This is a genomic window from Streptomyces sp. NPDC020845 (assembly GCF_044334165.1).
Classification (GTDB): Bacteria; Actinomycetota; Actinomycetes; order Streptomycetales; family Streptomycetaceae; genus Streptomyces.
The window spans coordinates 1-19,092 of record NZ_JBIRSJ010000042.1; the positions used below are offsets into that span (position 1 = coordinate 1).

Consider the following 19,092-nt stretch of genomic DNA (forward strand, 5'->3'; position numbering starts at 1 on the left):
TGAGGTCAGGCATGGGGATAAGGGGTCCATACGGGCCGTCTGGCTGCGCGCTCACGATGACCTCCGGTACGTGGTTTGCTCGTCGCACCATACCGCGGGGGCGCGGCAGCCGTGGGTGACTCCGGTCTGCTCCGCACGCCGTCGCATGGTGTGCCGTTCGGAATCTCGTCGCTGCTGGTCAGGTGGCGTATCTGTACTCGTTGATTACGCCGCCGAGTATTCGGGTGTGCCGGAGCCGGTGAGTAGTCGGAGCGCTCATGGGCTTCGGGTGTTCGTGGGCGAGGGGAGGGAGCTGTGCCCGGGCTTGGTGTGGGCGATGACGGTTGTAGTGCTGGGCGTAGGCGTCGAGGATCTGTCGGGCATGGGTTTCGTTCCATATGAGCAGGTGGTCGAGGACCTCGCGCCGCAGGGTTCCGATGACCCGTTCGCAGTGTGCGTTCATCCGGGGCGTTCGAGGCGCTGTCGGTACGACCTCGATGTCATCGGCCGCGAAGACTGCGTCGAAGGACTCGGTGTACTTCGCGTCCCGGTCGCGAATCAGGAAGCGCAGCGACTCCACCCGCACACCCAGCTCGATGGCGAGGTTTCTCGCCTGTTGCACCGCCCAGGGCCCGGTGGGATGGGCTGTCACGCCGGCGATGTGCAGTCGGCGTGTGTCGTGCTCAAGGAACACCAGCGCGTACACGCGGCGCAGGTCGATCAGGTCGACGTATAGGAAGTCGCAGGCGATGATGGACTCGGCTTGCGCGGTCAGGAACTCGCGCCACGTCGGGCCTCCCCGGCGTGGGGCTGGATCGATGCCCGCCGCTGTGAGGATCTCCCAGACCGTCGTCGAGCCGACCGGGTGTCCGAGCCGGATGAGTTCGCCCTGGATCCGTCGGCAGCCCCACCGCGGATTCTCCTTGGCCAGCCGTAGCACCAGCGCCTTCACCACACGGGCGGTCGGCGGTCTCCCGGGCCTGGCCCGGCGCTTGCTGTGGTCCCATTTCCGAGCGATCAGCCTGCGGTGCCATGCGAGCAGCGTCGCGGGCGTCACCGGGAACGCGTTCGCTCACCGGTACCGGGGGATCAGCGACGACAGCGCCGCGAACCACAGCCGATCCGCCGGCTCGTACCGCACAGGCCTCGTGAGCTGTCTGCGCAGCACCGCGTTCTCGTGTCGCAGCACAAGCAGTTCCGCATCCTTGGCCGCGTCCCGACGCAACAGCAACGCTGGGAACGCGAGCAGCTTCCGAGCCACCTGGTACACCTGAGAGACGATCACCCGGACAGGGTTCCAGCAGACCGTGATGGAACGCCAGACCCGCTCCGATCAGCAGCGATGAGTTTCCGAACGGCACAGGATCGAGGTCGTCCTCACCGGCATCCAGATGCCGAGAATGAACTCGATCATGGAAAGGTTGGTGCAGACCTGCAGACACGAACTCCTGGACCGAACCTTGATCTGGAACCAGCGCCACCTCCTCCGCGCCCTACGAGAGTTCGAGCAGTTCTACAACTTCCACCGACCGCACCAGGGCATCGCGAACGCCCGACCGCTACGCCCACTGCCCACACCAATCGACGATCCCGACAAGCTAAACGACCTTGACATACGACGCCACGACCGCTTTGGCGGCATCCTCCACGAATACAGACATGCCCTGTGACCTGCACGGACAAGATATTCGGCAAGCGCAAGGTAGCGGCGCAGCGACTCCTGTGTCCGCGCCATCTCCAGCGCGGCGTTCCTTCGCGGGGAATACGCTGGTCACGGCCGGGGGGGGCAACTGTGCGTGATGGTGCTGTCCAACGCCTTTGACATGACCGCCCGTTCACTGCGCCCGTTGCTGATGATCGACGAGTTGCCGTATCCGCCGCAGCGTTCCTCCGAGTTCCCGGCCTGCTCCAGCGGCAGGTGTGGGGAAGTTGGCCCGGTGCCGAGCTTGAGCGGGCAGGGCACTGTCACCGTGATCGTCATCGGGCTCCGGGACACCGTCCAAGAGCCAGCGGAAACGGCCTGACGCCGCCCGAACCCCCCTGAGACTCTGGAGACCGGCCAAATTCGCGCCAGCCATAATGGGGCGACGTTTCCCGGATGAGACAGGAGCGTCGGGTGGACATACCCGAGAACTTGACGCGCCGTTGGGCGAAGCATGGGCGCGAGAAGGGGTGGAGCGAACGGACCGCGTTCCATGCCGACGGCCGGGCGTGGACCTTCGCGGAGGTGTTCGACGGGGCGGCGAGGGTGGCGGCCGGATACCGGTCGCACGGTCTGCGCACCGGTGACCGGGTGCTGCTCGCCTTGCCCGACAGTGTGGAGATGGTGTGGTGTCTGCTCGGCGCGTGGCAGGCGGGTCTCGTCGCGGTGCCGGTGAACGTCCAGATGAGCCGGGAGGATCTGACGCGCGACGTGGTCACGGCTGAACCGGCGCTTGTCGTGGTCGACCCGGAGACCGCCGGGTGGCTCGGGGACAGCGGGCTGGCTCCCACCAGCGAGGTCGGTCCGCTCGTGGCGGCAGAGCCGGAGGAGGTGTTCGCCACGGGCGGGGACGCCGCCGCGCTGGCCGTGTTCACCTCCGGCACCACCGGGGCGCCGAAGTTGTGCTTCTTCCGCCATCGCGACCTCGGCGCCCCACGCGCGCCTGGCCTGGTGAGCGGACCCGACACCGTCGGGCTCTCGGTGTCGCGCATGTACTTCGTGGGCGGGCTGAGCGCGTCGGTGTTCACCACCCTCGAAACCGGGCAGGTGGCCGTGCTGTCGCGGCCCCGCGCGACCCCGGCCGCCGCGGTCGAGCTCATGCGCCGCCACAACGTCACCGTCCTGTTCGCGCAGCCGAGCTTCCTGGCGCGGCTGCTGCTCGAACCCGGCCATGCCGAGGTACTGGGCAACGTCCGTCAGGCCTTCTGCGCCGGGGAAGTGCTCACCGCGCGACTGCGCGAGCAGCTGGTCCCGATCATGGGCCCCCGGCTGCTCAATACCTACGGCACGACGGAAGCCGGTGGCGTCGCCGTCGGCCCGCCCGCGGTCTACGACGTGCCGTCGGCGGTCGGTCCGCCCCTGCCCGGCAGGCCGGTGCGTGTCGTCGACGCCGACGGACAGGAGCTGCCCACGGGCGGCAGGGGCGAGCTGCACATCCGCGTCCCCGTCGCCACCCGCGGCGTCGCCCGCGGCAGCCTCGGACCCGACATCCTGACCGACGTGTGGTGGCCGACCGGCGACCTCGCCTCCATCGACGAGAACAGTGTCGTGCACGCGCACGGCCGGCTCGACGACGTCGAGGTGATCGGCGGACAGAACGTGGTGCCGAGCGAGGTCGAACGCCTGCTGGAGAGCCACCCGCGGGTGCTGGAGGCGGCGGTCAGCTCCGTGCGGCGCCCGGCCGGGGACACGAGCCTGCGCGCCTACGTCGTCGTCGCCGCGGCACCCGGCTCGCCCGACGAAGGGCCGGTGCGGGGTGACGACGCGCTCGCCGCCGAGTTGGTCGAGCTCGCCCGATCCACCCTGTCCTGGTACAAGGTTCCGCAGGACGTCGTATGGCTGGACACACTGCCCCGCAACGGCAACGGCAAAGTGCTGCGCAGGGTACTCCGCGCACAGGGCGACGAGTTCGTCCAGCCCCATCGTCACTATCCGGCGTCGAATGTGCCTCGAACGTGAACACTCGGTTCGGCAAACACCGTTAGGACAAGGCGGAGTTTACGCAACGGCTTACTGCGCCGCCAACGAATCGATGGCCCATAAGGAAATCACCAGTGTCCGAGATCACGGGGAAGCCGTGTTCAGCCGAGGTGGGCTTTCTGCGAGAGTCACGAAGATAATCCTCGCACGGTCAGGTGATGGATATTTCCGCTCAACCCTCGCAGCAGAGCACGCGATACCGGTTTGTCGTGCCGAGCGTCGCGGCGTCGGTCGTGCCGCGTGCGCCGAAGGCCGTCCTCCCCTATCTGCAACTGGCGCGTATGCACGCGCCCATAGGCAGTTGGCTGTATCTCCTCCCCGGCCTGTGGGGGATCGCGCTCGCCTCGGCGGGGCTGCCCGACTGGCGCCAGGTGCTGCTGTTCACGGTCGGTGGGGTGCTGGTGCGAGGCTTCGGCTGCGTCGTCAACGACCTTGCCGACCGTAAGTTCGACGCCCGGGTGGCACGTACCGTCGCGAGGCCGCTCGTGGCCGGTACGGTCACGGTCACGGGAGCGCTTGTCTTCGCTGTGGTGCAGGCGGTGGCGGGGCTGCTCGTGCTGGCTGTGGCCAGCGTTCCGGCGGCGGTGTTCGTGGCCGCCTCCTATCCGCTGGTGGTCGCGTACCCGTTCATGAAGCGGATCACCTACTGGCCGCAGGCCTGGCTGGGGATGGTGTTCGGCTGCTACATCCTCGCGGGTTGGCTCGCGGTGGCCGGGAGGATCGAGACTCCCGCGCTCCTGCTCTTCGTCGCCGGTGTCTTCTGGACGCTGGGGTACGACACGATCTACGCCCACCAGGACAAGGCGGACGACGTGCAGGTGGGGGTGAAGTCCCTCGCGCTGCGCCTCGGCAGGGCGACCCGGCCTTGGGTCGCCGGGTTTTACGGGGCGACCGTGGTCGGGATCGTGGCCGCCGGAGCCGTCGCCGGTCTGCACTGGACGTTCTACGTGCTGTTTCTGCCGGGCGTGGCGCACCTGCTCTGGCAGGTGGTGACGGTGGACATCGACAACCCTGCCGACTGCCGGGAAAAGTTCATGGCGAACCGTTTCTTCGGGTGGCTCGTGCTCGTCGCCATCGTTGCGGGGGGAGTCTTTTGAGGCGCGGCCACGCGGTCGCACCGGAGTGACGGCGGAGGAAACACATGTATGCAGGCCCCTGGTCCGTGCGCACGGAGTCGCGCAGCCTGGCCCAGTTCGCGGCGCTCCTGCGGGAGCCGGCGAGCCTGGCCACCGAGGTGCTGGAGGAGTGGTGCGGTGCTCCGGTCACCGCGGAGATCCGCCACCGCGCGGATGGCCAATTACCCGTCCCGCCGGACGAGCGGACATTCGGCGGGGGTTCGGCGCAGGCGGAGGGAGACCCCTTCTTGCCGCCGGAGCGGGTGGCCGAACTGATGCGGCTCTCGACGGGTGCCCGTGTGCAGTTCCGCACCGTTCACCTGCGCGCCGGGACCGAAAAGGTCGTCACCGCGAGCGCCGTCGTGGCGCTCGACCGCATAAGCCCCGAGGAACGCGCCGTGCTCAGCACCACCAACGCACCGCTGGGGCCCGTGCTGGCCGCGGGCGGTGGAGTGCGGCGCGTGATGGTCACGTCCGAACCGACCCGCCTCGAACCCGCCGTGCGACCGCCCTGCGACGCCGACGCTCCCGTGCTGACCGTCACCGCACTGCTGTGCCGTGGAACCGTGCCCGTCAGTCTCGTGCGGGAGGCTTTCCTGCCAAGTCTCCTCGATCGAGACGCCGTCCACGACGCATGAGGGATCCCATGCCGAACTCTCCCGCCGCGGTCTTCGAGCGGCTCACCACCACCGTCCCGCCGGTCCGCACCGAGGTTCGTCTCGGCACCGCCTGCGTGCTCGGCGGCGGCGTCGCCGGCCTGGTCGCGGCCCGCGTGCTCGCGGACCACGCCAACCGTGTCGTGATCATCGAGCCCGACCAGCCGGAAGCCGCGCTCAGCGGCGCGGCTCGTCCCGGCGTCCCGCAGGGCTCCCAGGTGCACCTCCTGCTGCCCGGCGGACGCGCGCAGCTCGAACGCTTCTTCCCCGGTGTCGTGGCACAGGCCCTCGCCGGGGGTGCTGTCTCGTGCGGTCCGGAGCGCACCGCCACCTACCTCGACGACGTCGAGCAGATCGCCACGCCCAACGCGCGGTTCGTGGGGAGCAGTCGCCCCTTCCTGGAGTCGCTGATCCGTCGGCGCACGCTCGCACTGCCCAACGTCGAGTTGGTGAGTGGACGCGTCATTGGGCTGCGGTACGCGCGCGGCGTCGTCGAGTCGGTGCGCTACGCGGTCGGCGGCGACCACGTCGTCGTCCCAGCCGACTTCGTCGTCGACGCCTCCGGCCGCGGCAGCAGGCTGAGTGACTGGCTGGAGCAGGGCGGCTGGCCCCGACCGGAGACGCAACGGCTCCAGGCCGACATCCGCTACCTGTCTGCCCGCTTCACGCGCTCGGCCGACTGGGACGGCCCCCTCAGCGGCATCTCCCGCTACAGCCCGCACTTCCCGAAGGACATCGCCGGAGCGGCGGTCAACCCGATCGAGAACCAGCAGTGGGTGGTGATGCTCGCCCACTTCGGCAACGGCGCCGAGGGCCGCACGGCCGACGAGTTCGTCGCCCGGTGCCGTGAGCTGCCACCGATCTTCCAGGAAGCCGTCAAGGGCGAAATCGTCGGCGAGGTCGTCCCGTACCGCCACCCCGACAGCAGGTGGCGCCACTTCGAGGCGCTCGACCGCTTCCCCGCCCGCCTGGCGGTCCTCGGCGACGCCGTCGCCTCGTTCAACCCCCTGTACGGGCAAGGTATGTCCTCGGCCGCGCTCCACGCCTCCTGCCTGTCGGAGTACCTGCGCTCCGGCCCCGACCTGGACGCCCCGGCCCGGCACTTCCTCGAGCTGGAAAAGGTCGTCGTCGAAGCCGCGTGGCAGACGTCCACGGCCGGCGACGCCATCCGGCTGGGCCTGGCAACGCCACCGGCCACCGATCAGGGGCGGCGGCAGGCGTGGGCCCTGCGACAGGTGCGGGAGGCAGCGGGCCGGGACGAGCAGGTCGGCACGGCCCTGCGGGCGGTGGGGTTCATGACCGCCCATCCGGCGTCGCTGATGGCACCGGAGTTGGTGCTTCGCGCGGCGCGGGTCAACGGTGTGCCGGAGGAGCGGATCCGGCAGGAGTACACGATGACGGAGACGACGTGACGGGCCAGATGACGCACACAGCACTCGACCGCTACATGGAGCTCGCCGACCGCGCCGTGCGGGACCCCTCGGCGCTGGCGGAGCTCCCCACGATCTTCGCGCCGGACGCCACCGTGAGGCTGCGCGACGAGCCGGTGACCGGCATGCCCGCCATCATGGAGTTCTACCGGGTGTTCGTGGCGGCGGTGGCCGAGAGCAAGCACTACTGGACAACCACGATTCTCGAGGACGGCACGATCGAGTCGCACTGGGTCGTCGCGGCGCGCCGGGCCGACGGCAGCCTGATGACCGCGGCCGGGGTCGAGCACGCGACCGTCGACACCGATGGGTTGATCACGAACCTGCGCAACCGGTACACCCGTCCGCCGGGCTGACCAGACGCGGCGTACGGGCCCTCGCCGATGCGCCGGTAGCTTGTGGGGCTCGGATATTCATCGCTGCTGGTCAAAACGCCACGGCCTCCGCTTAGCACTGCGATCCTGGTTGGATGGTCGTGTCGCTTCTCTACCGGATGACTCGACGTCTTCTCTCCGTCCCAGCAGTGCCCCTTCAGCGGGACACCTCGAAGGAGGCTGAGCTTCTCGTCCTGCGGCACGAAACGCCGTGCTACGACGCCAGTTGCAGGGGTGGGTACGGTACGAGCCGACGGACCGTCTCTGGTTCGCAGCCCTGTCCTCGCTGATCCCCCGCCGCTGCTGGGCCAAGGTCTTCCCGGTCACACCGAGCACGCTGCTGGCCTGGCACCGCAGACTCGTCGCCCGCAGATGGGACTACTCCCGACGACGCCGCAGTCCCGGACGGCCGCCCACGCAAGCTGCCATCAAGAACCTCGTGCTGCGCCTCGCCCGCGAGAACAGCCGATGGGGCCATCGCCGGATTCAAGGTGAACTGGCCCGGCTCGGACACCCGATCGCCGCCTCCACCGTCTGGCAGATCCTCCACACCGCAGGAATCGACCCCGCACCACGCCGCACCGGCCCAACCTGGCGCGAGTTCCTCTCCGCACAGGCCACCAGTCTGATCGCCTGCGACTTCCTCCACATCGACACCATCAGCCCGCAACTCATCCGGCACCAACCGCTCCACCAGATCTGTCATGCACGGCCCAACGAGCGATCGCGGGGCCTGAAACGCTCCGGCATGACGGATGGTTACGGCATACCGCTCGGCCGAGTCCTCGCCGGAGAGAACCGCCACGACTCCCCGCTGCTCGCCCCGACCCTGGACCTGCTGGACGGCCTCGGGCCGCTGCCCGACGACATCACCGTGCACCTCGACTCCGGCTACGACTCGGACAAGACCCGCGCCGAACTCACCGCCCGCAATCTGCACGGCCGCATCGCGCACAAGGGCGAGAAGGCGCCGATCCAGGCGAGCCGGCGATGGCATGTCGAGCGCACGCACGCCTGGCAAAACGCCTTCCACCGCATCGCCCGCTGCTACGAGCGCCGCGCAACCGTCGTCAACGCCTTCTTCGACCTCGCGGACACGATCATCACCGTCCGCAGCCTGATCCGCCGAGCCTGGACCACCCACCGCTGGGACGACCGCCCCAAGCGACGCCCATGACTGATCACCAGGGCACGGGCGTTGCGTCCCAGGAGAAGAAGCCACCGGTGGGGCCGTCGTCCGGCAGCAGGGCCAGACGCAGGGCACCGTGGGCGGCCTCGGCTGGGTCGCCGCCGACAGCGGCGGCCCCGGGGGTGAGATCAGTGGCCCGCGCGCCGGGGGCGAGCGCGTTCACCTTGAAGCCCTCCTCGGCCAGCGTCTGGGCGTAAAGGACGGTGAGGGCGTTGAGGGCGGCCTTGGAGGACCGGTAGGCGGCGGCGCGACCGCTTCCCGGGGTGAACTGGGGGTTGGGGTTCGTGCTCCAGGCCAGCGATGCCGTGCCGCTGGAGACGTTGACGATGCGCGGGTGCGGGGACCGGCGCAGGGCGGGCAGGAAAGCGTTGGTCACCGCCACCACCCCGAACACGTTGGTCTCATAGGTGCGCCGGAACTCCTCGACGCCGGCTTCAGCCGGCGGGGCGAGTGAGAGTGCGACCCCGGCGTTGTTGACCAGCACGTCCAGGCGGTCCACCTGGGTCGCGGCCTTTGCGATGCCGTCGGGATCTGTCACGTCGAGGACCAGCGGGCGGGCGCCGGCGCCGATCTCCTCGACGGCCCGCTGCCCGCGACCGGCGTCACGGGCGCCCACGTACACGGTGAAGCCCTCGGCGACGAGCAGCCGGGCGATGTGCTTGCCGATGCCCTTGTTGGCACCGGTGACCAGAGCTGTGCGATCGTTCATGGCAACTACGGTTCCCTGGTCGTGGGCGCCCTGCCAGGGACAGCCTGTACCAGGCAGCGGAGGAGGCGGCATGGCGCGGCAGGAGCTGGCCCACTACCTGCGGGACCGCCGGGCGGGCCTGCGTCCGCACGAAGTCGGCCTGACGGAGACGGGCACCGCTCGCCGTACACCGGGCCTGCGCCGCGAAGAGGTGGCCGAACTCGCCCACATGTCGGTCGACTACTACACACGGCTGGAGCAGGCCCGGGGACCGCGGCCATCGGCCCGGATCCTGGACGCGCTGGCCCAAGCACTGCGGCTCACCCCGGCCGAGCGCAGCCACCTGTTCCGCCTGGCGGGATCGAGCGCGCCGCCCGCCACCGCCGCCGTGCGGCGGGTACGCCCGCACGTGGCCCGGATGCTGGAGCGGCTGCCGCAGACCGCTGCCATCGTCACCGACGCGGCCTACGGCGTCATCGCCTGGAACCCCCTGGCCCAGGCACTGCTCGGCGACGACCTCGCAGACGGCACCACGAACCTGGCCCGGCGCCGCTTCCTGGGCCAGGGCCGGATGCACGAGAGCTCCAGCGCCGAGGAGTTCGGGCACATCGTGGTGGCTCGGCTGCGCCGGGCCGCCGACCGCTACCCGCACGACCCGCAGCTGACCGCCCTGCTGGCCGAACTGCACGCCGAAAGCGAGGAGTTCCGGCAGTTCTGGGCAACGCGTCCCATCCACGCCCCCGGCCACCGCACCAAGACCCTCCACCATCCCCAGACCGGCACACTGCGGTTGAACTGCGATGTCCTGCTCGTACCCGAGGACGACCAAGAAGTCGTCCTGATCACGGCCGACCCCGGATCACCTACCGCACGAACCCTGCACAGGCTGGCCAGGCAGACGGCCTGAAACAGAGGACTGGCGCGGCTCTCTCCAGCGGTCACAGAGCGTGGCAGCTACGTAATCACCGGGACCTGTGCCCGCCTTGTCGCCAGGAACTCCCCACGCCGCCTATCTGCGCGAGCTCTAAGCCTGCGATTTCAGGCGCATCACACAAGCGGAGTCTCGACTGGGAACCGCACCCGAGTCGGTCCCAGGCTTGGTGGTCAGGTTTCTGAGAGACTGGGGACATCCACGGATTCGGCTGGAGGGGGCAGATGACGAGCGTGGTGCTGGTTCATGGCACGGGTGTTCGCGAGGCCGACTACGGTGTGCTGTGCGGCAAAGTCTCCGCGCATCTGGAAAGGCTGTGCCGCGGTCTGACTTTGGTCCACTGCTTCTGGGGAACTGAACACGGCGCACGCCTGCCCAGCGCCTCCTTACCGGGCCAACCGGCCGTGCGCAGTGCGGCCGATGCTGCGGTGCAGGACGACGAGGATGCGGTGCTGGCTTCGTGGGCTCTGCTGGACGCTGATCCGCTGACAGAACTTCGCATGCTCGCTGAGCGCGAACGGCACAGCCCCGCCTCGTACGTGCCCTCGCAGGATGAGACGGCTACCGAGCAACTCTGCCAGCGATTGCATGCCCTCCCCGAGGATCCGGCCCTGGCCCAGGTGTTGGTCACACATGGCATCACCCCCGAGGACATCGACGGTGCCGCGGACGAGGTAGTCCGGGCGCTGACGACGCTCCTGCCGGACACGGAGATGGACGACTCGGTTCTTCGGCAGACGGTGGCGCGCGCCGTCGTCGCGAGTGTGCTGATTTTCGCGGAGGAACGCCAGGGCTCCACCGGGATCAGCGCTGATGGCGAGTCCGTCAACAATCTGGTCGAAGCGACCCTGGCCGCCCTGGGTGAGCCTGGAGCGGCGCTGGGAGTGGTCTCAGACGGAGCGCGGTTGCTTGGGCTGCCCCTGTGGCGCAGCGCCGAGTGGCTCACCTCGTGGCGTGTGCGTCGCAACCGGCCGAAGATCAGTGATTCCGCGGCCCCGCCCATCGGGGACATACTGAGATACCAGGCGCGCGGTGAGGGTCTGCGGTCGTGTATCGCGGCCGCGGTGGCCTCCGCGGAGCCGCCGGTGGTTGTTCTGGCACACAGCCTCGGGGGCGTCGCCTGTGTCGACTTGTTCAATCGAGAGGATCATTACGACACGGTGGCCGCTTTGGTCACCGTAGGCTCTCAAGCTTCCTACCTCTACGAGATGGACGCGCTGTCGTCACTGCCCTTTGGCAAGCCGCTGCCGGAGCACTTCCCCCGCCGATGGCTGAACGCCTACGACCCCCGCGACCCGCTGGCCTACCTCGCCGCACCGGTATTCGGGGGCGAAAAGGTGACTGATCGGCGCTTCAACACACGTCGGCCGCTGTTGCGGGCACACAGCGCCTACTGGGACCACAAACCCTTCTACGCGTGGCTTGACGAGGAGCTCTTCCGGTGACGTGGTCGCCCCGTGCGGGCAATGCCGGGAACACCGCAGTCCATCCGACTCGTACACATGCGATCGTCGTGGCCGTCGAGAAATACGAGGACCCGAAGTGGAATGTCTCCGGTCCCCATAGCGACGCCCGCGCGTTCATCTCCTGGCTGGTCAACACCTGCCAGGTACCCGAGAAGAACATCACCCTGCTCGCCTCGACGCTGTCGCCCCATGACCACCAGGACGGTGGCGGTCGAGCGGCTCTCCCCGGCGGCATAAGCATCCTCCCCGCAGACTCCACCACCGTCAGCCGGCTCCTCCAGGAGGAGCTGACCACTCTTGAAGCGGACCTCCTGTGGGTGTTCTGGTCGGGCCATGGCCTGATCGACACCAATGGCGAACACGTCCTGTTGCTCGCCGACTCCACACCGCTGACCAAACGCGGAGTGGGCGTGGACAGCCTGCAACGCGCCCTGCAGTCCCAGAGAGTCGGCAGCCACCACGGGGCAGGCGTGGCGAAGGTCGCCGTCGCCATCAACGCCTGCCAGAACCAGCCCCGGATCGACCATATCGCCAAGAGCGAGCTATTGCTCTCTCACACCTACGTGACCGATCGTGGTCTGTTCGTCCTCCACGCCTGCAGCACCGGCCAGAAAGCGAGGGTGGCGCCCCGGGACATGCGGCGAGATGGCTCGGCCGCCAGCCTGTTCCCCCGCACGCTGCTCACCTACCTCGATGACGGCAGTGCGGATGTTCTTCCGGATCTGCTGCAGGTCAGTGAGAGCGTGGATGCGGAGTTCACGCGGCTGCGGCAGGCAGGGCTGACGTCTCAAACACCCAGCACACTGCGCCGGAACTGGAGCGGCAAGACCGCGGTGTCCGGCACCTTCGCGCATCCGCCCACCGAGCGTGAGCAGCGCCTCGCCGACCTCCTTCGCGACGCACTGCGCAGTGCCCCGGTACGCGATGCCTGCGCTCAGCGGCTGACCGACAGCGTCACCGCCGTGGTGCGGGTCAGCGACGGCTCCGAAACCCCCACCGTGGAACAGTTGGTCACCGCCGCGGCGCGCGTCCATCATGGGGTGCCGACCCTGCTGGATCTCCTGCCCTCGTTACCGGAAGTCCGCTTTGACGCCGAGCGCCTCGCTGAATTGCGGTCGGCTGCCGAGGATCTGCGCCCCGACGAATTCCTCACCGGCGATGAGCACATGGAGCTCGTCGCTCTCCTCGGCACCCTCGACGTTGTGGATCTGCGCGTCCTGGCCGGCTACGACCGCAGGCTTCGCTCTCATCTGCCGGCCATGTCAACGGATGCGGCGCACCTCGTACGGGCCTTCGAGGCCGCCGGATACCGCACAGACGCCGCCGGCCTGCCCGTACTGCTGAGATTCGTGGCACTGGTCGCTGCCGAAGCCGGCAGCTCACCCACTCCGGCCACCGCCGGCGACTTGCGCGCATGGTGCGATCGCGTCGCGGCCAGGCTCCGTCTCGCGCCACAGACGGTCTCCGCGCACTGGAGCGCGGCGGCCCATGACGCCACGCGTCGGCGGTGTGAGACGGCCTGGATACTCATCGAGGTGACCACCGACGCCCCGGAGGCGGATCCGGGCCATGCCGCATACGCCTGCTCCGCCTGGCTGGTCGACCCCGCCACGGGACCTCAGACCCTCGACTACCCGAGCGGCTACTTCACCTGGCGCCAGACGCATCAGCTCGTAGCCGAGCTGCTGGAGCCGTATGTAGCGGTCCGGAGCGTCGACCTCGCCGTGGAGTTCTTTCTCCCCGAAAGTCACCTGGAACTCCAGGTCGAGCGCATTCCGCTACGGCACCGCGGAGCGGACAACGTGCACCTGGGGACCATCGTGCCGGTCGTCGTCCGCTGCGCCCACCGTCATGCCGGACGTCGAGTGCCCCAGCAGTGGACCGCCCGCTGGCAGGCGTGCGGCAAGGTGCCGACCGTCAGTGATGAGCGGCACTGGCTGGTCCACGACGCTGCGGACCTCTTCTCCCTCAGAGATGCCCTCATCGACCGACCGAATGTCGGGTGTGTCGAACTCACGGGCGATCACCTTGAGTTCACACCCGCGCTGGTCTGCTGCGTCCAGTCGGGTGTCCCCGTGCTGACCTGGCATCGTCGGCTCGACGACCGGCGCCCCAGCGGGGATCTGAGACATCTGCGTCGCTCGGTCCCCCCGTCCCGGCTGCCCGAGGAAGTCCGTCAGTTACGGGCCGACACGTCCCTCCCGATGTGGTCCGAGGCGCACCACCTCGTTCTGCTGTGGGACGATCCACAGCGTCTGCCGCCCCGGATAAGACCTCGCACCCCTGGAAGGATCGCATCGCATGACCGGCACCGCTGACACGTGGCGGCTCTTCCGCCGCCCGGAGACCCACGGCCCGGTGACGCTGCCGCCCGGACCGCCATGGCGGCGGTTCGGCACCCGTCGTGCCCCGCGCCCGCCCTACGTCATGCGCGACCGGGATGCCGACATCGTCAATACGGCGCTGCACCTGCGCCGTCCGTTGCTGGTCACCGGCTATCCGGGCGCCGGCAAGTCCTCGCTCGCCTACGCCCTTGCCGACGACCTCGGGCTCGGAGACGTCCTGCACTGGCCGGTGAACTCCCGCTCCGCACTCACGGACGCGCTCTACCGCTACGACGCGGTGGGGCGGCTGCGCGACGCCACGGCCCAGAGCAACACCGGCGAGGCACCACTGCCCGTACAGGACTATGTCACCCTCGGCCCGCTCGGCACCGCCCTGGCGGCCCCCGCGGGCCACCCGCGCGTTCTGCTGATCGACGAGCTGGACAAGGGGGACATCGACCTGCCCAACGACCTGCTGACCGTCTTTGAGGACGGCGCCTTCGAAATCCCCGAACTCAGCCGCCTCGCCTCCGCGTCAGGCGAGGCCCGCGCGGAGGTCCGGCTGACCAGGCCGGCGCCCCACCGGTCGGTGGGAAGCCCAGCCCATCCCGGCAGTGTGGAAGAGACACCCCCCAGCAACAGCGGCGGACTCCAGGCGAAGGGAACCGTTCTCGAGGGTTGGGTGTACTGCGAGGAGTTCCCCGTCGTCGTCATCACCAGCAACGGCGAGCGGGAGTTTCCTCCGGCCTTCCTGCGCCGCTGCGTCCGACTGTTCCTCGAGGACCCCGACGAGGAACACCTCAAGGCCGTCGTCAACGCCCAGTTCGGGTCCGAACTGGGCGCGACGGACGAGCAGACCACCGCTGATGTCGAAGAACTCGTCAGCAACTTCAGCCGAGCGGCGGGCCACGGACGCCTGGCGACCGACCAGCTCCTGAACGCCATCCATCTGCGGCTGTCCGCAGTGCCCCTCGACACTCACACGCTGGAGGCGGTCCTCCGGCCTCTCGATGACACGGACGCCCCGTGATCGCTCGCATCCGCGAGGCTCTGCGCGCCGCCGGATACGACCCCGCCCCGGAAGAACTGGCCGAGATCGTCTGGCTGGCGGCACAGAATCCGCCCCCGCCGCCGGGGCATCAGCAGTCATCCGCGCACCGTGGACCCACGGCCCGTGCCCGGCCCATGCCGCCGCCCGATCGCGCAGAGGAGGACGAGCGGCCCCTCACCCCCGGCACACGTCCGGCACGCCGAGGCATGCGCACCCTCTACGCCTCGGCAACCCTCGGCACAACAAGCGGGGGACCCACCGTCACGCACACACGGGTCCCGGCCCCCCGCGCTCTGCCACACGCACGGGCCCTGAGCCGGGCCCTGCGTCCCCTGAGATCCACGGCCCCCTCCCGGACCGCCCACGAGCTCGACATTCCGGCCACCATCGCCACCATCGCCGACGGTCTGCCCGACGTCGTCCTCCGCCCCGCCCGCGAACTGCTCCTCGACCTCACCCTGGTCGTCGACGACGGTCCGTCCATGCCGATCTGGCACGACACAGCCAAGGAACTGTTCCACACCCTCCACCGGCTCCGTGCCTTCCGCCGCACCCGTCTGCTGGGAATGGCCACCGACGACCCGCACACCATCCGGCTCACCGTCGAGCCGTTCCGCCTCGGCGCGGCCTCGGCCACCCCGATCACGGGCGAGAACAACCTCCTTCTCGTCCTGTCCGACGGAATCGGCGAAGCCTGGCAATCGGGGGCGGCTCAACGACAGCTCGCGCACTGGGCACGCCGCGGCCCCCTCGCCGTGCTGCAGGTCCTTCCCGAAGACATGTGGCCCAACACCGGTCTGCCCGCCACACGCATGATGACCAAAGCACCACGCCCCGGCGTGTCCAACCGGCACCTGACCACGCGCCACCCCCGCCTTCCCCGGGGCCTCCTGCCCGTACCCGAGCTCGCCGTCCCGGTCATCGACGTGTTCACCCCCGTCTCCGCCGCGAACTGGTCCCGGCTCGTCGGGGCACCTGGTGACGAGGTAGCTGTCCCTGTTGTCGATGTGGCCGAACAATTCCCGCACGGCTCGGAACCAATGCCTGCGGTCGCCCCGGACCACGAAAGCTACTCAACTGAGCAAGCCCTGGACGAGTTCATGGGCTTTGCGTCGCCCCTCGCCCGCCGACTGGCCGGACACCTGGCCTGTGTGGCACCTCTGACTATCCCCGTCATGCGCCTCGTACAGCGTTCCGCCGTTCCCGAAGCCCGGCCGGGGCACCTCGCCGAAGTGTTTCTCGCCGGTCTGCTGATCCCGTACGAAGAACATCAGGACACGGCGGAGGACGAGGACATCCAAGTCACACAGGGGTATCGCAGCCTGCCTTGGGACAGACGCACGTATACGTTTCCCCCTGTCGTTGTCGGCCCGCTCCGTGAACTGATCAAGCGCTCCGACGAACAGGCCACCCACGAGCTGGTCTCCAGGTACTGGGCCCAGCGGCATGAAGCGGCCACGGCCGGCATGGCTCTCATCACCAGCTCAACAGGCGTCGTCCGCAGCAGCACGGACACGCCACCCCTGGGGACCATGGAGATGCCCGACCCGGCTCGCACGCACACGGAGCCAGGAGCCGAAGCCACCGACACTGGGCCGAGCGCACCATTGATCTTCGTCAGCCACGCGGTCGCCGAGGAAGACAGCTCCTTGCTCCGGCTCTTCCTCGACGACCTCCTGGACGCACTGGCGACCAGGCTCCCTGATATGCCACGCGAGGAAATCCTGGATGTCACCAGCGCCGCTACCGGTGGGCTTGGTGCTGCACGCGTGATGCTGGCCATGTGGTCCAACGCATACTTCAGAAGCCGGCGCTGTCTGAATGAATGGGAGGAATTCGAGCGGCCTCGACGGACCACCGCACACGACGGGCCATTTTCGAGTGGGATGGTGCCTGTGATGTGGGAACCGTTGACACTGGTAGGGATCGACCAGTCAAAGACCGGGTATCCGGTCAGTCCCGCGGCAACGGACGACAACGGACGTGGCACGGGCCTTCTGCATGTCATGAATCAGGACCGTGATCGTCATTACCGGGATTTTGTGGTCTCGGTTGCCGAGCGCATCGTAGCAGCAGGCCAATGGGACCACCCCCGAGTGGAGGCGGAGGATTCCGCGGTTCACCATGTCTGTGTTGCGGTAGATGCCGTTCTGGATTCCCCAATGGCCGATTCTGGGCTCCTCGACATGAGGAATTTTCTGTCGGACATCACGGAAGAAGCCCTGCGCGCGGCAGGGGTCCTGCCCGAGGAGCGCCTACGGCAGGACACCGGCGACGGTATTGTCCTCGCGTTTCCCCGTGATGCGGGGGCGGGGACGGCACGTGTCGTCACGCGATTCATTGACGCACTCGTGAACGGGCTGGCTCGCTTCGGCACCGAACGCCTGGAGCGTTTGCGCCTCCGGGTGGCCATGGACCGTGGCGTCCTAGAGCCCGGTTTCGAGGGGCTGGCCGGGGAAGCCGTAGTGCGTACCTGCCGCCTCCTCGATGCCGCGCCCATACGACAGACTGCGCGAGAACCAGCGGCACCCGATCTCGATCTCATCATGGGCGATCGGCTCTTCGAGGACATGGCTGCCGAAGAAGCATGGCAGTGGGGTGAATTCACCCAGGTCCAAGTGGACGCAAAAGGATTGCGTACCCGCGCTTGGTTGCGTGTGTATGGGACGTCCCGAGCTCTGCGAGATGCCGAGGTAGGCGTCGTGGAGTCGCACGCTCCGCGGCACAGCCTCAAAGCGACTACGGAACTCATGCTCGTCCTGCGCGAATTCCGAGCCTTGAGAGATCTGGACACCCGCGAACTGGCTCTGGAGCTCATGGCAAGGGAATTGGATAACCGCTTGCCGATGCGTAACCACCGCGTGACCGACTACTTTCTCGCGGAGCTGGCCATGGAGTGCATCGACAACCCACGGGTCATGTTAGCAGTACGCGAAACATTGGCGATCTTGGCCCCGGGCGAAGCCGCAGCGCTGGAACGGCTTGATGCGGTGATGCCCGGAACAATGACCGTGGACGATCAGGCAACATCGGCTCTGACCGTAGCCGAGGGAAAAGCGGTGGCGGATACCGTCGGAACGGACAGGTGGCCGGCCCTCCGCAGGCTGGTGGCGCGCATCATCGGACGCGGTAGCACCCGTCGGATCGCAGAGACCGCTGCCCGACTGGATCGGGCAGCGGCCGAGATGCAACGCGTCGGCAGGTCCGAAGCAACGACGACAACCGCCCAAGTCGCGAGTGTCTGGCAGGCCGAGTTCGACGACCTTCTGGCGACCCTGCATGCAACCGAGCGTGCCGAAGCGACGGAGCAGTTGCACTTGGTGGTGGAACTGCTCAGTGATCAAGCGTCTGCGGAGGACGGTCGGGGCGGGGAAGAGGAGCTATAGGGGGGCATGCAAAAACGACGATCAAGGCCGCGGTGACTTCGGGCCTGCTGCCTGGCCTCACGGCCCCAATCGCAGCCTGTGGGTGCCGGAAACGGTGTCACCCTATGCGACCTGCTTGTATTTGTGGATGAGGCCACTGAGTCGATCACGCCGGGGGATTGTGGGTCTGCGACTGCTCTACCTGATCTTCTGTCGACTACTGGGCTGCTTGCTCTTGCTGGGCCGGTCGACCGCAGCGAACAACGCTGAGATCCTCGTGCTTCGTCATGGGGTCGCTGTGCTTCGTCGGCAGATCGAGCGGCCGCGGCTCTCATGGGCTGATCGTGCCGTGCTCTCCGCTCTCGCGCGCCTGTGCCGTTCATAAATGCGTCGCTGCAGCTCATTGCGGATCTGGTGGACCTCGTGGGCAGGCTGGGATCATGCCCGGGTGATTGTCTCGCTGGTGTATCAGGTGACGCGGAGGCTGCTCTCCGTTCCGGCGGTGCTGTTACGCAAACAGGGAGGCAAGGACGCCGAACTGCTGGTTCTTCGACACGAAAACGCTGTGCTGCGTCGGCAACTCGCGGGTCCGGTGCGCTACGAGCCAGCGGACCGGCTGTGGTTTGCCGCACTGTCCTCGCTCATACCCCGATTGCGCTGGGCGCGGGTGTTTCCGATGGCTCCGGGGACCTTACTTGCGTGGCACCGCAGGCTCGCCGCACGCCGATGGGACTACAGCGAGCGGCGTGTCGGCGACGGGCGAAAACTGACCGCCATACGACGGATGAAACGGGACCCGCCGGAGTAGATCCGATTCTTCTCGCGATCGTCTGATCATTCTG

The 19,092-nt window shown here is 68.3% G+C and carries 15 protein-coding genes and 1 pseudogene; 14 read left to right on the forward strand and 2 right to left on the reverse strand.

Going from position 1 to position 19,092, the window contains the following annotated elements; translation table 11 throughout:
- Positions 1-178: 178 nt before the first annotated feature.
- A pseudogene (locus ACH4U7_RS51935) lies at positions 179-1,264 on the reverse strand (integrase core domain-containing protein).
- A 127-nt stretch (positions 1,265-1,391) separates the two neighbouring features.
- On the opposite strand from ACH4U7_RS51935, the gene ACH4U7_RS51940 reads away from it, so the two are divergent.
- From ACH4U7_RS51940 to ACH4U7_RS51975, 8 genes are all read left to right on the forward strand, one after another.
- Complete coding sequence (locus tag ACH4U7_RS51940; protein WP_398534742.1) at positions 1,392-1,649, forward strand: integrase core domain-containing protein; 258 nt, start codon at positions 1,392-1,394, stop codon at positions 1,647-1,649.
- A 129-nt stretch (positions 1,650-1,778) separates the two neighbouring features.
- Positions 1,779-2,003 (forward strand): hypothetical protein, encoded by a 225-nt coding sequence (locus tag ACH4U7_RS51945; RefSeq protein WP_398534743.1) that lies wholly within the window; start codon positions 1,779-1,781, stop codon positions 2,001-2,003.
- A gap of 74 nt (positions 2,004-2,077) precedes the next feature.
- Positions 2,078-3,640 carry a class I adenylate-forming enzyme family protein gene (locus ACH4U7_RS51950; RefSeq protein WP_398534744.1) on the forward strand — a complete coding sequence of 521 codons (1,563 nt, stop codon included), beginning with the start codon at positions 2,078-2,080 and terminating at the stop codon, positions 3,638-3,640.
- Positions 3,641-3,819: 179 nt separating this feature from the next.
- The gene (ubiA, locus tag ACH4U7_RS51955) at positions 3,820-4,758 is read left to right on the forward strand and encodes a 4-hydroxybenzoate octaprenyltransferase (RefSeq protein WP_398534745.1); all 939 of its coding nucleotides are present in this window, start codon (positions 3,820-3,822) and stop codon (positions 4,756-4,758) included.
- 44 nt (positions 4,759-4,802) lie between these two features.
- Positions 4,803-5,414 (forward strand): chorismate--pyruvate lyase family protein, encoded by a 612-nt coding sequence (locus ACH4U7_RS51960; protein WP_398534746.1) that lies wholly within the window; start codon positions 4,803-4,805, stop codon positions 5,412-5,414.
- An 8-nt stretch (positions 5,415-5,422) separates the two neighbouring features.
- On the forward strand, positions 5,423-6,844 hold the full coding sequence (locus ACH4U7_RS51965) for an FAD-dependent oxidoreductase (protein WP_398534747.1): 1,422 nt from the start codon (positions 5,423-5,425) through the stop codon (positions 6,842-6,844).
- Entirely contained in the window at positions 6,841-7,218 is a 378-nt protein-coding gene (locus tag ACH4U7_RS51970) for a nuclear transport factor 2 family protein (protein ID WP_245738536.1), read from the forward strand. The genes ACH4U7_RS51965 and ACH4U7_RS51970 overlap by 4 nt, the downstream gene beginning before the upstream one ends.
- 229 nt (positions 7,219-7,447) lie before the next feature.
- Entirely contained in the window at positions 7,448-8,413 is a 966-nt protein-coding gene (locus ACH4U7_RS51975; RefSeq protein WP_398534748.1) for a transposase, read from the forward strand.
- A 4-nt stretch (positions 8,414-8,417) separates the two neighbouring features.
- Here ACH4U7_RS51975 and ACH4U7_RS51980 read toward each other — a convergent pair whose 3' ends face one another.
- A complete protein-coding gene (locus tag ACH4U7_RS51980; RefSeq protein ID WP_398534749.1) occupies positions 8,418-9,134 on the reverse strand; it encodes an SDR family oxidoreductase in 717 nt (238 codons plus the stop codon).
- Between the two features lie 70 nt (positions 9,135-9,204).
- On the opposite strand from ACH4U7_RS51980, the gene ACH4U7_RS51985 reads away from it, so the two are divergent.
- The 6 genes from ACH4U7_RS51985 to ACH4U7_RS52010 all read left to right on the forward strand — a co-directional run bounded on the left by ACH4U7_RS51985 (position 9,205) and on the right by ACH4U7_RS52010 (position 19,058).
- A complete protein-coding gene (locus ACH4U7_RS51985; RefSeq protein ID WP_398534750.1) occupies positions 9,205-10,020 on the forward strand; it encodes a helix-turn-helix transcriptional regulator in 816 nt (271 codons plus the stop codon).
- Positions 10,021-10,268: 248 nt separating this feature from the next.
- Positions 10,269-11,489 (forward strand): hypothetical protein, encoded by a 1,221-nt coding sequence (locus ACH4U7_RS51990; protein WP_398534751.1) that lies wholly within the window; start codon positions 10,269-10,271, stop codon positions 11,487-11,489.
- 68 nt (positions 11,490-11,557) lie between these two features.
- Positions 11,558-13,828 carry a hypothetical protein gene (locus tag ACH4U7_RS51995; RefSeq protein ID WP_398534752.1) on the forward strand — a complete coding sequence of 757 codons (2,271 nt, stop codon included), beginning with the start codon at positions 11,558-11,560 and terminating at the stop codon, positions 13,826-13,828.
- Positions 13,812-14,864, forward strand: a complete 1,053-nt coding sequence (locus ACH4U7_RS52000) for an AAA family ATPase (RefSeq protein WP_398534753.1) — start codon at positions 13,812-13,814, stop codon at positions 14,862-14,864. Before ACH4U7_RS51995 ends, ACH4U7_RS52000 begins: the two co-directional genes overlap by 17 nt.
- Positions 14,861-18,271: an SAV_2336 N-terminal domain-related protein gene (locus ACH4U7_RS52005; protein ID WP_398534754.1), complete on the forward strand. Its 3,411-nt coding sequence runs from the start codon at positions 14,861-14,863 to the stop codon at positions 18,269-18,271. The genes ACH4U7_RS52000 and ACH4U7_RS52005 overlap by 4 nt, the downstream gene beginning before the upstream one ends.
- 427 nt (positions 18,272-18,698) lie before the next feature.
- Positions 18,699-19,058: an integrase gene (locus ACH4U7_RS52010; RefSeq protein ID WP_398534755.1), complete on the forward strand. Its 360-nt coding sequence runs from the start codon at positions 18,699-18,701 to the stop codon at positions 19,056-19,058.
- Positions 19,059-19,092: the final 34 nt, after the last annotated feature.